General features: G+C 41.2%; 10 protein-coding genes. All 10 read right to left on the bottom strand.

The annotated features are described in order from the left end of the window. Nucleotide 1: 1 nt before the first annotated feature. Nucleotides 2-4240 carry an RHS repeat-associated core domain-containing protein gene (locus MHO32_RS16510; protein ID WP_239212985.1) on the bottom strand — a complete coding sequence of 1413 codons (4239 nt, stop codon included), beginning with the start codon at nt 4238-4240 and terminating at the stop codon, nt 2-4. 9 nt (nt 4241-4249) lie between these two features. Next, nucleotides 4250-5065, bottom strand: coding sequence for an NAD/NADP transhydrogenase beta subunit (locus MHO32_RS16505; protein ID WP_239212983.1), 816 nt, complete (start codon nt 5063-5065; stop codon nt 4250-4252). Between the two features lie 9 nt (nt 5066-5074). Further along, nucleotides 5075-5365: a PAAR domain-containing protein gene (locus MHO32_RS16500; RefSeq protein ID WP_045487579.1), complete on the bottom strand. Its 291-nt coding sequence runs from the start codon at nt 5363-5365 to the stop codon at nt 5075-5077. An 11-nt stretch (nt 5366-5376) separates the two neighbouring features. Then, nucleotides 5377-7212 (bottom strand): type VI secretion system tip protein TssI/VgrG, encoded by a 1836-nt coding sequence (gene tssI / locus MHO32_RS16495; RefSeq protein ID WP_059678431.1) that lies wholly within the window; start codon nt 7210-7212, stop codon nt 5377-5379. Between the two features lie 50 nt (nt 7213-7262). Continuing rightward, on the bottom strand, nt 7263-7742 hold the full coding sequence (locus MHO32_RS16490; protein ID WP_005447029.1) for an Hcp family type VI secretion system effector: 480 nt from the start codon (nt 7740-7742) through the stop codon (nt 7263-7265). Nucleotides 7743-7949: 207 nt separating this feature from the next. Then, complete coding sequence (tssH, locus tag MHO32_RS16485; protein ID WP_172580947.1) at nt 7950-10505, bottom strand: type VI secretion system ATPase TssH; 2556 nt, start codon at nt 10503-10505, stop codon at nt 7950-7952. A 10-nt stretch (nt 10506-10515) separates the two neighbouring features. Continuing rightward, a complete protein-coding gene (gene tssG / locus MHO32_RS16480; protein ID WP_029789717.1) occupies nt 10516-11481 on the bottom strand; it encodes a type VI secretion system baseplate subunit TssG in 966 nt (321 codons plus the stop codon). Next, nucleotides 11478-13301: a type VI secretion system baseplate subunit TssF gene (tssF, locus tag MHO32_RS16475; RefSeq protein WP_239212981.1), complete on the bottom strand. Its 1824-nt coding sequence runs from the start codon at nt 13299-13301 to the stop codon at nt 11478-11480. Before tssF ends, tssG begins: the two co-directional genes overlap by 4 nt. Then, nucleotides 13298-13762 carry a type VI secretion system baseplate subunit TssE gene (tssE, locus tag MHO32_RS16470; RefSeq protein WP_239212972.1) on the bottom strand — a complete coding sequence of 155 codons (465 nt, stop codon included), beginning with the start codon at nt 13760-13762 and terminating at the stop codon, nt 13298-13300. Before tssE ends, tssF begins: the two co-directional genes overlap by 4 nt. An 8-nt stretch (nt 13763-13770) precedes the next feature. Next, on the bottom strand, nt 13771-14568 hold the full coding sequence (locus MHO32_RS16465; RefSeq protein WP_239212971.1) for a type VI secretion system accessory protein TagJ: 798 nt from the start codon (nt 14566-14568) through the stop codon (nt 13771-13773).

The following is a 14568-nucleotide window of genomic DNA, read 5'->3' as shown; positions in this document are numbered from 1 at the left end:
ATCATCCCCCTCCTGACTCTTTGATTGATGTCCTAACAACCTTAACATGCCCTGGTATTTTATATTTTTCGATTAGTGACTGAAAATAAGGCTTTGCTAGAGGCTCATTAATTCTCACCTCCAACTTGTTAAACGGAACCTCAGAATCCTTTAAAACAGCTTTAAATCGTTCAAATTCATGTGCTTGCTCCTTGCGAATTTTTTCACGCAAAAATAGCGGAATCTTAGAGTCTTCAATAAAAGGACTTCTGCTCTTTTTATCAACAAACTTTGCTTCAAGAATTACAGTTCCTTCATAGCCATCAATGTCTATTGATGTCCCCCCTCCAAAGACTCGATAGTTCCGAGGCCCAGTCTGTTCTATTTCAAACAGATTGGCAGGTCGGTTTGAAGGCGTGACTTTACTATAAAGCCGTGACACATAATCGTCTATATGCGTACTTACATTATCCGCGATATTATTGCCATGACCTTCAATTTTGTCGAGCTCACTGACATACTTAGTCGCCATAGCCCCTTGCCCGACAACAGGAACCATTGCAGAAAGTGACATTCCCGCGTTAACAAAGTCACCAGTTACTCCATACAAAAAAGTATTAACTGCGTCAGGAATAATTCCGACTCCGGGCAGCATACCCGCGGCATCGAGTGCCATATGAACATCGTTAATACTTAAAGCTGAATGATGCGGGGACGAATACGCATGTAGCTTGTAACTAGGTGAAGCTTGAGTAATTGTAGCTTGATAATTCCCCGAGCCCATTGCGTAGTACACCGACTTCTCAGGCGAATTATCGTTGCGCCCCGCTAGAACTGTATGCGACTCCTCTTTTGCACATAAACCCAAAGGATCAACCCACGAGACAGGGTTTGGTGCGAATTGATAGTGGTTAGTTCCACCAAGCAGCCCTAGGGGATCGGGTTGGATAAATCGACCTATTTGAGGATCATAATAGCGTGCTAAATTGTAATGCAGACCAGTCTCAATATCGAAGTACTGCCCCTGTAAGCGAAGGTTGTTTTTAACCGTCTCGATTTCAACGTGAGCAAATCCAAAGGTATCGTATGTTGCTTGCCAAACTACCTGCCCTTTAGAGTCCACCAAACGTTCTGGGGTTCCGATTTGATTACATTGGAAAAAATAACACTTGCCGTTTTCAATAAGAGCAAGCGGAACTACGCTGTTTGGTTGATATAGATACCACCGATAACCCGAACGCGAATACTCGCCGACTAGATGACTTCCTTGCCAAATAAACTCGGTGGTTCCATTTTCGCTGATTTGCTTCGTTCTGCGTCCTAGTGCATCATATTCAAATTGACACAACCGCCCTTCAGTCTCGACACTGATTAACTGTCCTTTTGCATCATAAGCACAATGCTGTTCCCACCCATTGCCTTGAGTGCGGATTCTATTGCCTAGCTCATCGTAGTCGTACCTTACGCCGTTATATTCAACCAGCCGATCATAGTCTAGCTGTGCACTTTCATCATTAAAATTACCAAAACTGTCAAAGGAATATGACTTTTCTAAAGTCTGTGTTTTTACTCTTTCTAATTGCCCAAGTTCATCATAACGGTAATGCAACGCCCCCTTTTCACTATCAACGATAAGAGACAATAAATGCTGCGCGTTGTAATGATACTTACGCTCGAAACCAGTCCATATTTGGCGCTTCAAGCGACCTATTCCATCGAACTCTCTTAGCTCTTTTCCCGCGCTATAAGTGATTATCGATAAACGTTGTAATTCATCGTATTCAAACTTAATTGAATCTTCTCTCTCAGAGCCGTTTGAATGAATCGTTAATCCACATACCGTGCCAAATTGGTCATGCTCATATAGCACCTCTGTTCCATCGTCATAGCGTTGAGAACGAAGTAAACCGTTATCTTGGTATTGATTGACGAAAGAAAAGCGTCCCTGCTCCTCACTCACCAATTTCGTGCCAGAATACGTATATGAAATATTAGAGAAACGGTTGTGCGCGCGAGTTAATTTACCACCTAGAGTATGTTGGTAATGGTTCTCTACACTTCGATTTTTGCCACTGGCTTTAACTTTTGCAACCTGTCCAAGCTCATCATATTGAAACGAGATCAGAATAGAGCAATGTGATATTTGACTTAACCTTTCAGCTCGGTCATAGGTGTAATTTGTCTTAATTCGATCGAAGTTAATTGTCTGGCTTATATGACCGTCAGGTGTGTACTCAAACTCATATTTGCAGCCATCCGAGCGCTCAATGCTCGTCAGGTTTCTTTCCGAATCATAAGAAAAAGAAAAAGCACTCTGATCTTGTTTCACTATCGCTGTTGGCTGGGCTAGATGCCCCCAAACAATATCTATAGAACCTCGTGGCGTGCAGATCTGTTTAACTCGACCAAAATCATCATATTCGTAACGATGCTCTCGAAATGTTTGATCTTTTTTACTTTGAAAATATAAACGGGTAAGTAAGTTGTTTTCGTGTCGCTCAAAACCAGCAATCAAATCATGGGGATAAGAGATACCATTGATACGTTCATATTCGTCATAGCTATAACGAACCAAACACTGGTTTACTTTCTTTGCTAGCAGCTGGTTTGCCTCACTCCACCACCATTGAGTACGAGTTCCAACATCGCTATTCTGCTCTACTTGTCGACCGTGTTTATCAAACAACGAATGTTCTTTTAGCCCGTTTTTGTATTGGTGCATGACCAACTGACCTAAAGCATTAAACTCTCTTATCTCAACTTCACCGTCAGGAAAACAATGCTTTATACATTGACCAAATTCATTGTATTCAAAATCTTCGATCGCCCCTGAAGAATGCACTTTTTGCTTCATCAAGCCAAACTCATCGTAGAAGTGGAAAGTGTAGCTTTTATCCGGATTAGTCGTGCACGCTAACCTCCCCATAGAATCGTGCTCATATGCCATAAGTCTGGATTCAGGGCTTATGCATTCAAGCAATTTTCCATTTTCATCATGCTTATATTGCCATCGGTTTCCTAACGAGTCCCAGTAAGTTGACTCGTATAACCCGATATCAAACCGATAGTCATAGACGCCTTCATCCCCCCAATTTCGAACACATTTTGCATCTTTTCCTTCACCCAACCATTCAAAATAATGAGAAAAGCCAGTCGCTCGCGTTCGCTTAACCAGTAGGTTCGAGTCGTTGTATTGATACTTTTCTATGAGACCGTTTTCGTTCTTGGCACAGATTAAGCGACTACCTGCATCGTAATCATATTTTGCTAACACGTGGTTTGTTTTGGGGGTTCTGATTTCTACAAGCAATCCATGTTCGTCGTACTGAAGTTCAAGTTTTGGTTTCTGGTTGACACTGACTCCAACCACTCTGTGATTGCGAGAGTATTCAAGGTTCACGGTTTTCATGTGACCCAGACGAACTTCACGTGCGACCCACAACTCGTCTTTCAAATAAAACTTAATTTGAACTTCGTTTCTCAATGACACGAGTCGATAACCATTTTTGTGGAACAGGCAGCTTGCACCAGAATAAGCTTGATAACTAATTCCGCCGATCTCCACACTAGGAAATTGAATCGTGTCTCCTACTTCATCCATAAAAAGCCAACCTACCACGTTAGACTTTTCATCTAATACATCCATTAGCTCGTATTGAAATATATGCCTCCAGCCAAAGCCTAAAGATGTACTCGTATCACAGAGAGAAGAGCGATACGTACGTAACCACGTCAAATGAAAAGGTAATCTAACATCCACTAAAGATAAGTGTTCTTCACCTGTCACCACCGACACGGGATCGCCAGCTTTAACATGACGTTTACTGCTTTCATCTTGAGGAGAGAGACTTACAGAACTGCTCGCATTAACACGTTCAGAACGCGACAATACCCTCGCACCTTTTGACGCCTTTAGAGCGACAGGTTGTGGAATATTCGTTGGTGGATAGAATGTTTTAGGGAGTAACTTAGGCAGTTCTGATACAAACAAAACACGATCATATAACCCTTTAGTGAGTAGCTGGTCGAGCTCTTCTATGCCTTTATCTTCATACTCATGAGCAAATGACACTTCTTTACTCGTCCAAGAGGCGATTTCTCTTAGGTCATCCAATGATGCAAAATGAAATTGCTCAATAAAAACCGCTGCACAGTTTTCGGTGCCAAATTCTTTTTCAATACCAACATTTAAACGTTGATGAGAAAAGCAAAATACGGCACCACTTAACGCTTTAAGTTTGACAATCCGTTGTAAGTTCATCTCTTCAAGTTACTCATTAACCCAGCGATACAAAACGCCTACGGCATATCCATACCGTTCAACGTCAATTTGCAATCCGCAATAATTTGATATGTTTCTATTTGCTTGCTGCTGGTAAACACAGAGCGCTTTTAATAAACCATTACAAGGACCTAAGGGACCCGTGATCGAATCTATTAGCTGATAGGAAGTATCCGCTGTTATCCAAGGAGATAAGAACTGAATAGACTCCAGCCATACTGGCTCTTCTCCTTCTATAGACAGAGCGAGTTCGTCTAGAAGATGAGTACAAACAAGCCCCAATTGTTTGGTGATATTTGATGTCGCCGTATCAGTCCCTTCAAAGTCCAAATCAACAGCAACCTTGTAAGGACGTAGTCCTCTATGCCCCATGGAACAACGCGCCATAACTAACGAATCAAGACCATATCCAGAATCGATTGCGTTTATAGCGACGACCCACACTGAGTTATTTTTTTTGACCAAGCGTTCAATACTGTTAAGAGCCATCAAAAAAGAGGCATTACCATATGGATAAAGGGCAATTTTATCCGCCTCGACTTTGCTAAATATCGACAAAAACGAAGCGATAACTCTTCGCAGAATGTTCTTATCGGTGATATTTGGCAGCAACAAGAAAACATGACCTGAAATATCCCGCTTGCTCAGATAGTTAGAATAAGAATCAAGCGTATCAATAATAGAGAGAGAGCCGACCTCTTCAAAGTTCGATACAGAGAATTCTGATGGCTTTAACGTATGATTAGTGAGCTGCGATATTGAAAATTCTTGGTCTCCCAACAAACACAAGCTTGGCTGAAACATAAGCCCCATCTATCCACCAATGACTACCGTAGGGTTGCCGACTAAAATTTTACCACCGTGAGATGTCGAATCCCCTAGCCGTGCTGCCGGTTTCCCGTTGATTTTCACGCTAGAAGAACCCGAAGAGATACTATCTGGTGGACCAACGCAAATTAGCTTATCGCCTTTTCGTGCTGCAGGAAGACCTGTGATTTTTACGTTTGGAGACCCCATTATGACAGGTCCTCCGACGTGAGGAATTTTCCCTGTCTTTTTGGGACATATGTGAAAGCTACCTATTACTGCTGCTGGTTTTCCCATTTCTGCGCGCCTTAATTAAGAGAAATTTGCCCGGCTTTTAGTGCGATGGCAGAGCCATTAATCGAGATCTTATTACCCTTAATATTGATCTCGCCAGAACTCGACATTTGAATCGACGCCCCACCAACCTTAATTTCAATACTTTTTCCTGCATTAATTGATAGTGCCTTACCAACATCTAAAGATTGATTCTCACCTACTTTAAGGTCGGCACTTTTACCCACTTCTTGGCGCAATTCGTTGGTGACTTTTTCTTTTTTATTGTTCTCTATAGAAATATCTGCACAGTCTTCGACTACCATTTGAAACAGCTTTTCTGCGTGTAAGTAGACATGCTCATCTCCAGGCTTGTCTTCAAACCGAAGCTCGTTGTAGTTATTTCCCTCTTTTTGTACAGAGCGAGATTTGTAACCACTTTGAGAAGCTTGGTCCGGTAATTTGTATGGTGTCTCTTGAGTTCCATTGTAAAGAGAGCCGGTAACTATAGGCTGATCCGGGTCGCCATTAACAAAATCGACAATGACCTCTTGACCAACTCTTGGGTGGAAAATACTACCCCAGCCATTACCCGCGCTAGCGTGCGCAACGCGAATCCAGCATGAACTGTTAGCATCATATTTACCTTGTCTATCCCAATGAAACTGAACTTTAATTCGTCCATGCTTATCAAGGTAAATCTCACCATCCTCATTTCCAGTAACAATCGCGGTTTGAAGACCTCTAACTTGAGGTCTTCGAATATGAGTTTTTGGACGAAGCATGGTTTTTGAACCGACGCAGTGGAAAGACATTTTAAAACCTTGAGCTGACGTCCCACCTTGCCCAGTTTGATTGAGCACTGACGCAGACATGGAAACCGAAGAAAGGACAAACTCTTTACCTACACGGCTTACATCTTCATGTTTTTTAAATTTAAATAATTTACCAACAGTAAAGGTTCTGCAACTTGCTTCACCACTACATTGATAAGCATCTTGTTGTAGCGACTCAATTGCATGCTTGTTGCGTAAGGAAAAATCATCTTTAGTCTCAGTTTCCGCGAGATACTCATAGTGCTCACTAACTGGTACCGAAAAATATTCACTCTTTCCATTCGCTTGGTGCATCGGATGAGACAAAGGCTTAAGCATATCAAAGCCTGCTTTACATGTTTTTTTAGTCGTCAGTGTTTGGGTCTCATTCCATGAACTAATGTGGCTTACTTCACTCGTACCTGTTGAATGATTAACAAAGAACTCTTCCCCTGACTCGTAGTAATCAGCGTCATCAAAAAATTCAATAACATGGGAAGATTCTGTATGCGAAAAGCAATAAGCAACTCCCTCTTCAGACAGTAACCGCTCTATAAATGCCAGATCAGTTTCGTCATATTGAACTTTATACGCATACTTGGGGTAACTTCTTAGAGTTTTAAAACTGAACTCAACATCATGTTCTGATAGAATCAATGAAATTATTTCTTCTATGCTTTTATTTTGAAAAATACGGCAGTTAGTGCGGTAATCAGAAAATCGAATTTTAGGCTCGATATACAAATCTATGTTTTTGTAATTCTCACCATGCTCAACTGTAGTAACCCTTGAACCAGTTAATCTGGCTCTAGATACAACCCCATGAAAATAACGAGGTTTAGCGCTAACAGATGGATGATTATCCATCGTGATCAAGACCTCTTTTCCAATGATGTTATTCAATTCCTCATGTTGGTCGTTAAAATAAGCATGAGCATACAATGAAAAAAGTTGGGATGCAGTCTCTTTATATTCAAAGGAATTAAGAATTAACGTATCACTCCCAAATGGTGAAGAAATTCGTATAAAGTTATTTTTCTGAGATGCTTTTTTCATTAGATACTTCTTTATAAATTAGCGGGAAGAAAGCTCTTCCCGCAATACAATTACATTTGCTGACCTTTAACACCGCTGTAGCCATATACTAATGGCGCAGATGTGTTGTTCTTATCGTCAGTAGGTGTAACTGTCATCATCATTTCAGTGTAAGAAATAGTGATTGTTTCAATTGGACGATCGTCCTGGATTGACACAGAGTAGTTTGAAATCATTGCATCGGTAAGTTCGATTTTCATGATCTCTTCTACCTTTTCACCTTGCTTGGTGATGTGGAATACCGCTGGTTTACCTTTACCAATGGTAGCTTCTTTAAATAGGTCCGGTGATGAACGGTCTTGAAGCTTAGTGATCGTCAAATCGTATAGACGTGTTGCACTTGCTTCGCGGTCCATCGCTGTACCAGTGTACGATGAAATTTCACGACCAACACTCCAATCTACAGATAGTAGAGTAATTAGATCCTTGTACTGTTCGGCTGTTGCCTCACCTTTAATATCTGCATATTTAAGATACGTGTTAGACTGCATGCTAATCTCCTATAGCATTATTAATGACATATTACATAGTAATTTTATATTTTAATCATCAATTAAAACTAATGATTAATGTATCAAAAACCAATTTTTAAATACGATATTTTATATCTTGTATTTAGATTTAATATAAGCGTTATTTTAAATGTAAAATGCTTATTACGAAGCAACTCTCATATTAATTTCATTTTGAAATAATTGTTATAAAAGTGAGACAGTTAAAGAATTAACTTCACCCTCGACCTTAATCTCTTTAAAATTCTTACCTTTAAGAATCGCCGTAAGGATTTCATGCGATATTTTAGGCAACAGTGTATTTTCAATGGTTGTTTGTATGACCCTTGCTCCACTTCCTGATTCATTACTACTAGCAACAATATTATTTATTAATTGATCACTCACTATCAGCTCTGAGGAATAGTTTTTTCTAATTCTATCTGAGATTTTTTTTACTTTTAGGTGAGTAATATTTTTCAATACTGTTTCGTCTAATGGTAAGTAAGGTAGGACATTTACACGTCCCAAGAAAGCAGGTTTAAAGTCCGCAATTAAATCATCTCTCAACGCATTTTTTAGGGCGCCAACATCTGGAGCTAAGTCAGGGTCTTCAAACAATGACATTGTTGTATCTGTACCAGTATTTGCCGTCATAATGATAATGGTATTTTTGAAGTCAATGTCTCTACCTTCACCATCTTTGATCATTCCCTTATCAAACACTTGATAAAAGATATCTTGGACACCTGGGTGCGCTTTTTCCATTTCATCTAAAAGAATGACGCTGTATGGCTTCCTTCTCACCGCCTCCGTCAACACACCACCTTCACCATAACCGACATAGCCAGGAGGAGAGCCTAATAGTAATGAGACTTTATGTTCCTCTTTAAACTCTGACATGTTGATCGTGGTAACGTTTTCTTCACTACCATACACCTTTTCCGCTATTGCTAATGCGGATTCAGTTTTACCGACTCCGCTTGGTCCAATAAGCAGAAACACCCCGTTTGGCTTCGATTCATCTGTAAGTTGGGCACTTGCCGTTTTAATCACTTCCGACATGGTTTCAAGAGCATGATTTTGCCCTACAACTCGTTTAATTAAACTCTCTTTTAAGTTCAATACTGCCTTAATCTCGTCATCTTGCAGCTTACCTAGCGGAATACCAGTCCAATCAGAGATTACTTCGGCGATCAATGCATCCCCTACATGAGAGAACACCAAAGGCTGAGCATTCGTACCGAGTTGTTCTTCAATCTCGATCAATTTTTGTTTGTCAGAATCTGACGGAGATAGGAGGATTTTATTACGTAAGGCTTTTGCATCTTCAACCCAAAGTTGTTCTTGTTGCCATTGCGCCTCAAGAGTAAGTACTGAGTGAGAGAGCTGGTCAATCTCGATTCGAATATTCTCTATCACATCACTATGGTCGCGACCAAATTGAGACTCTTTAATCAGTTGTTCTAATTCTGCTTGTTTTAGCTGCATTGCCTTTTTCTTGTTATCCAATACACCGGGTATTGAAGATTGACTTAAGGCTACGCGTGAACACGCTGTATCTAATACAGACACCGCTTTGTCAGGAAGTTGTCGACCATTGATGTATCGAGAAGACAGTTGAACAGCGGCTTCTAATGCTTGGCTGGTAATATATACGCCATGATGGTTCGACATCACATTCAATAAACCGCGAAGCATATCCACTGCAACTTCCGGAGTGGGTTCATCTACTTTGACCACTTGGAAACGCCTAGTCAGCGCTGCATCTTTTTCAAAGTACTTTTTGTACTCAGCCCAAGTTGTTGCAGCAATAGTTCTTAACTCACCTCTTGCGAGTGCTGGCTTTAAAATATTAGCAGCGTCACCTTGCCCCGCCTGACCACCTCCGCCAATCAGACCATGAGCTTCATCGATAAAAAGAATAATCGGTGTATCAGATTGATTAACTTCTTTTATGACATTTTTTAGGCGGTTTTCAAACTCACCTTTCATTCCTGCTCCGGCTTGTAGTAAAGCCATATCTAACGACTTAATAGCAACACCTTGCAATGCTGGAGGGACGTCACCTTCGACAATTTTTAGGGCTAACCCTTCTACTACAGCCGTTTTACCAACTCCCGCCTCCCCTGTGAGAATTGGGTTGTTTTGGCGTCTTCGCAGCAATATATCTACCATGAGTCGAATTTCGTTATCACGCCCAACAACTGGGTCAAGCTTTCCTGCTTTAGCTTGTGCTGTAAGATCAACAGTAAATTGATCCAAGGCAGTGCTAGTTTGTTTTGCTGCAGAAGTTGCTACCTGCTGCGATTCATTGAATGCAGGCAATGTCGTCACTTCAATTTTATTTAATTCAGGACAAGGTTGATTTATCGCATTCGCTAAGGAATCATCCGATAGATAAGCACTTAATAGATGGATACAGTTGAGTTCATGTGCGTCAAACTCTATTGTTGCTATCATCACTGCATTTTGCATCACAGTAACAGTGTGGGTTGCAAGTCCCGGCACCGATTCACAACCCGTTTTGTATTTTTCCAATTGCGACAATAACTGTGTTTCAACCAGTTTCGGGTTTACATTAAACTTCTTAAATACTTCAACATAAATCTCTGCGGGATGCTGGAGTATGGATAACAACCAGTGGGTCATCTCTATACTATGATGAGTACGAGAACTCGCCATTGCAGCCGCTTGTTCAAGCGTTTCTTTAGCGACAGGAGACAACCTTTCGACCAACGCTGAAAGTGATAGTAAAGCCATTGTGATTCCTTTAAATGGTGATAGTTATTTCGCGATCTTCAGTTCGCTTATGTTTAGATAAAACCGTACCAATCCCTAGTTGACCATGTCGTTTAGTAATGCACACCTTGGGCAAATACTTATGACGTGTAGTGAGCTTCCACTTAATGGACTTATGTTTGCCTACATACTCATGGACCAAAGACTTAACTGTGTTTATGTATGGGTTATTGGGCAGTAACTGACTGACTTGCTCTGTACTCGTTGGTATTAGTTCGATCATCACTGCTGCATTTATGTTCCACGCCTTTGCGCCTATAGATGCGCCTCTACCGACTTGAGCAAATTGTCCTTCCGGCGTCGACTTTCCACCTAATCTCGTCTGTTCTTCCTTTGATAAACGTAACCATTGCCCTTGAAGCTCGTGTAACCTAACGTCACACCCTGTTAGGTCTTCAATAATGGTTTTTAGTGCGCCTTTACTTCTGTTTCTCGATGCAAATAAGCCGGCGTAGTGATTAATTAGGTGGTCAGAGTGACCTGAAACAGCTTCTAGACTGTTTATGAGAGGGGAACGAGCCCCTTTAGAATGTTCATGTGCCTGAACTGATATCTGACTCAACTGCCAACTACGGTAATACAACGAAAGTAAACGGTGATTGAAAATATCGTAGAAATCCACCATCGCTCCGTCGCCTTCTTTTTGACGACTAATCGCAAGTTCACTGTAATGATGGGGTAACACGCCCTGTTCCCCTGTCAGACCAATTAAGTTTGTTTCTAGTATCAGCCTATCGTTGCCAGAGCGATGAACATTGGAAAGTTGTGCGTTTTCATAACCTAGCGTTGAGTTTACTTTTAGATCTACCTTTTCATTTTTAGGTAATGAATCGCTCCCTAATTGAGCCCCACCTTTAAGTAATCCCAATTCAATGAGGTGAATCGCTTCAAACAATGGTCGCTTTTTCAATTGTTGAAAAAAATCCACCTCATTCATAACAATACCTTTTCACCCAGCATTGCAGGCCATCGATGAAATACTTTGTCCGTAGATTTCGTCTTTACCTCTAACTGTGTAAAAATATTTACCTCAGCAAATTGCGCAAAATACACTGAAAGTACGCATCCTAAGAGAAAGGTTTGCTCTTTAGATAGCATTTGATCAGAAACGGTAAGCACCAGCTTTACTCCATGAGCAAAACCAACTCTTCCCTGTTCATTAACCCTTCCTGTGGTTTGTTGATATTCTAATTTTACTAAGGCGTCGATAAGTGCTTTGGTCTCAGCTGTACCCGCAAATGCATAGAGTTTAAGTCGTTGTTTTAACGTTGCTAGACCAGTCTCATCAGTGAAGTGGGAAAGCGTTAATAATTTGGTTAGTTGCCAGCGGCTGCCTTCATCCATATCAGGTCTGATTGTTTCAGTCATTGAAACCAAACATTTTACTTGCTGAAAATTGTCACTTACTTTTGGTAGCAATACGTTTGGCAAACCGCCACCAAAAGGCAATTTTTGGGGCATGTTTCTATTACAACACTCTGCCTTAACTGAAAGTAACCAACTGTCATGGCTATCGAATTCAAACTGTTGATGTTTTTTATTAACAAAAGAAATATAGATATCCCTACCTGGTTCATCAAATCCCCCCGCCCAGTTCTTATCTTCTCGCCTCATTACCCAAAACAAATCACTTTTGTTCATATAATGGTTATGCTCGCCAGCGAAGTAACTGGGTAAATTCTTATAAGACTTGTTCCAGTTATTCAAAGTAACATCCGTGATCGCAACTACTTCACTGCAATCAGCACTTTGATGCCCAGGAGACATCTGATACTCATACTCTGAAGCTTCTAATCGTGTTGGCTCCATCGTGCTTTCGTACAAGTTAATGATTGGAACACACCCTAAAAGCACACTTTCTTCATCTACTTGTTTTGGTAACCAGTCATCGTCGATATCAAAGTAAAAACTAATATCGAGCTCGCCTTCTACCTCTAATCTTTCAAGTGCGAGATCCTGCAGCTCAAAAAACATAAACTTTTCAGGAAAATGTAAATACTCCACTAACATCCTCGCGGATGAAAAGCTTCGCTTACTATAGGGAACGACTTTGTGAGAATCATGAAATCCCACTGCGTGTAAGTGGCGTGGTGTTAATGACGCAATTTCTTTGCCGTTTGCTGAAAGCGATATGCCTATCAGACTTTTGAACAGAAGTTGATATAGCCTTTGCGTGAGTTGAGTTTGACCATTCAGGTAAAAGCGCAGCGTCTCAACCCCCATGTCAGCAAATGTCGCCCCACTCTCATTTGAATTGAGCCTCAACTTAAGCATCGAGTGCGCATTTGTTTCCCAACGAGAACCTATCGATGCCAAAGGGGCATTATCAAAGCTTCCTTGTGAAACGTCACAAGGGTAAATCTGTGTGTCATAACATGTTTTAAATTCGCACTCATCAAAACCGGGTGCACTGATCTTTACTTTTTCTCCAGCAGGTATATCAAAGGGTGATGACGTTGACCCATTACACTTCATTCTGATGATCGACATCGAGGGTATTGGAGCATGAAAGTCTGGGTGTAGTTGCCCCATTAAAGACTCAGTAAACTGCGGATAACTGTTATCCAAACTCTGGCGAATTCGCGCCGTCATGAACGCGCAACCTTCTAACAGCCTCTCTACATGAGGGTCATCTACTTGTTCTTCGTTAATACCCAAACGCGCAGCAATCTTTGGGTATTGCTCGCCAAACTCCTGCCCTTTGTGGCGCAAATATGCCAACTCGCGGTTATAGTACTTCAAGAACTCTTCGCTCATTTTGCTCTACTCAATTTCATGCCTAAATTTACGGGTTCAACTTCGGTATTAAACGTCACGTCGCGCTCACTATTTCCTATAAGGCACGTTGCATTTATCTGTAACCTTAAAGTGCGATCTACCGCACTCTTTTCCTGCAGTATATTGACAACCGGCGACAATAAACGCGGTTCAAATTCACGAATGGCAGCTCTTACAATGCCGCAGAGCTGCCCTTGTCCTTGCTGGCTACTGAATGGCATTGAAGAGAAATCAGGCAGACCATAATTTAAGATTGATTTATTCGCTTCTTTTAACTCAAACGGGACTTCTCTCCACCCAATCCGACTGTTCAACATCGACTCTAAATCTCTCAATAAATTGTCTATCAGCAACTGTTGAGTGAGTGGAAAGTCTTTATCTTCTCGGGATTGAGGATCATTATCGATTAGCTTATCAAGTAAGGATGCTGCTAGTGCCATCTAAACCTCTATGCAAGCTCTGCGATTTCTGACAATTGGTTTAGATCAAAAATAGGTACTGCTTTGTCCCCAACCAACCAACACTTTTGTCCTGAACCTACGAACAACTCGCTAGCGCCAAGTTGTATCCAATCCGTTTCTTTGGCAAGCTTTTGGGCGTCTGTAGATGAGTCTATGTATGTGAGTGGCATGTGCCCCTCTCCTTCACCTAAACCCTCAATATCAAATTCCACAGGTCGCCAAACATTTTCAAGTAATGAGCTTGGATCCTTCACTTCTAAATATTTAATATTTTTAATTGGGACAAGAAAGTAGTTTCCCGCAGTAGAAAACAGCTCGACATAACCAGACAAACGGTCGTCGATATCCCTTACCTCATCGGTCATACTTCCATTTTGAGAAAAGCGTTTAGTGGTTCTTCCTTTTTCAAGCTGCTGCGCCAACTCATAACCACTTTCATAGTCTTTATTTTTGATGGCAAGATTCAACTCGATGATCAACTCGTTAACCTTTGAATCACCTTCAACAAACTGCGCAGTTGCTGCCCCCTCACTAAAGTCTTTACGGGCTTGCGCCGCTTTTACAAGATGACGCAATTGACTCGCACCTGCCAAATATTCCGGAAATATCTTGATCGATTGAATCAGTTGATCGTCCGCTCGCTCCAAATCACCGTTAATACAAAGCAGCTCAATGAACGAACTTCGCAAGCTTGCATCTTTCGGGGCAGACTTTATCTCTTCAATTAATAGAGTAATAGCTTGCTGCAATTGACCTTCAGATAAGGCTTTTTTCCATGTTGTCAT

Origin of the sequence: Vibrio sp. MMH1-50, from assembly GCF_022347645.1 — a bacterium.
Lineage (GTDB): Bacteria > Pseudomonadota > Gammaproteobacteria > Enterobacterales > Vibrionaceae > Vibrio > Vibrio harveyi.
This window is presented reverse-complemented; position numbering and strand designations above follow the sequence as displayed.

What these genes read in the sequence shown, in the direction of transcription:
- MHO32_RS16510 (WP_239212985.1), bottom strand. Translation starts at nt 4,240, where the DNA reads ATGAACTTACAACGGATTGTCAAACTTAAAGCGTTAAGTGGTGCCGTA.
- MHO32_RS16505 (WP_239212983.1), bottom strand. Translation starts at nt 5,065, where the DNA reads ATGTTTCAGCCAAGCTTGTGTTTGTTGGGAGACCAAGAATTTTCAATA.
- MHO32_RS16500 (WP_045487579.1), bottom strand. Translation starts at nt 5,365, where the DNA reads ATGGGAAAACCAGCAGCAGTAATAGGTAGCTTTCACATATGTCCCAAA.
- tssI (WP_059678431.1), bottom strand. Translation starts at nt 7,212, where the DNA reads ATGAAAAAAGCATCTCAGAAAAATAACTTTATACGAATTTCTTCACCA.
- MHO32_RS16490 (WP_005447029.1), bottom strand. Translation starts at nt 7,742, where the DNA reads ATGCAGTCTAACACGTATCTTAAATATGCAGATATTAAAGGTGAGGCA.
- tssH (WP_172580947.1), bottom strand. Translation starts at nt 10,505, where the DNA reads ATGGCTTTACTATCACTTTCAGCGTTGGTCGAAAGGTTGTCTCCTGTC.
- tssG (WP_029789717.1), bottom strand. Translation starts at nt 11,481, where the DNA reads ATGAATGAGGTGGATTTTTTTCAACAATTGAAAAAGCGACCATTGTTT.
- tssF (WP_239212981.1), bottom strand. Translation starts at nt 13,301, where the DNA reads ATGAGCGAAGAGTTCTTGAAGTACTATAACCGCGAGTTGGCATATTTG.
- tssE (WP_239212972.1), bottom strand. Translation starts at nt 13,762, where the DNA reads ATGGCACTAGCAGCATCCTTACTTGATAAGCTAATCGATAATGATCCT.
- MHO32_RS16465 (WP_239212971.1), bottom strand. Translation starts at nt 14,568, where the DNA reads ATGACAACATGGAAAAAAGCCTTATCTGAAGGTCAATTGCAGCAAGCT.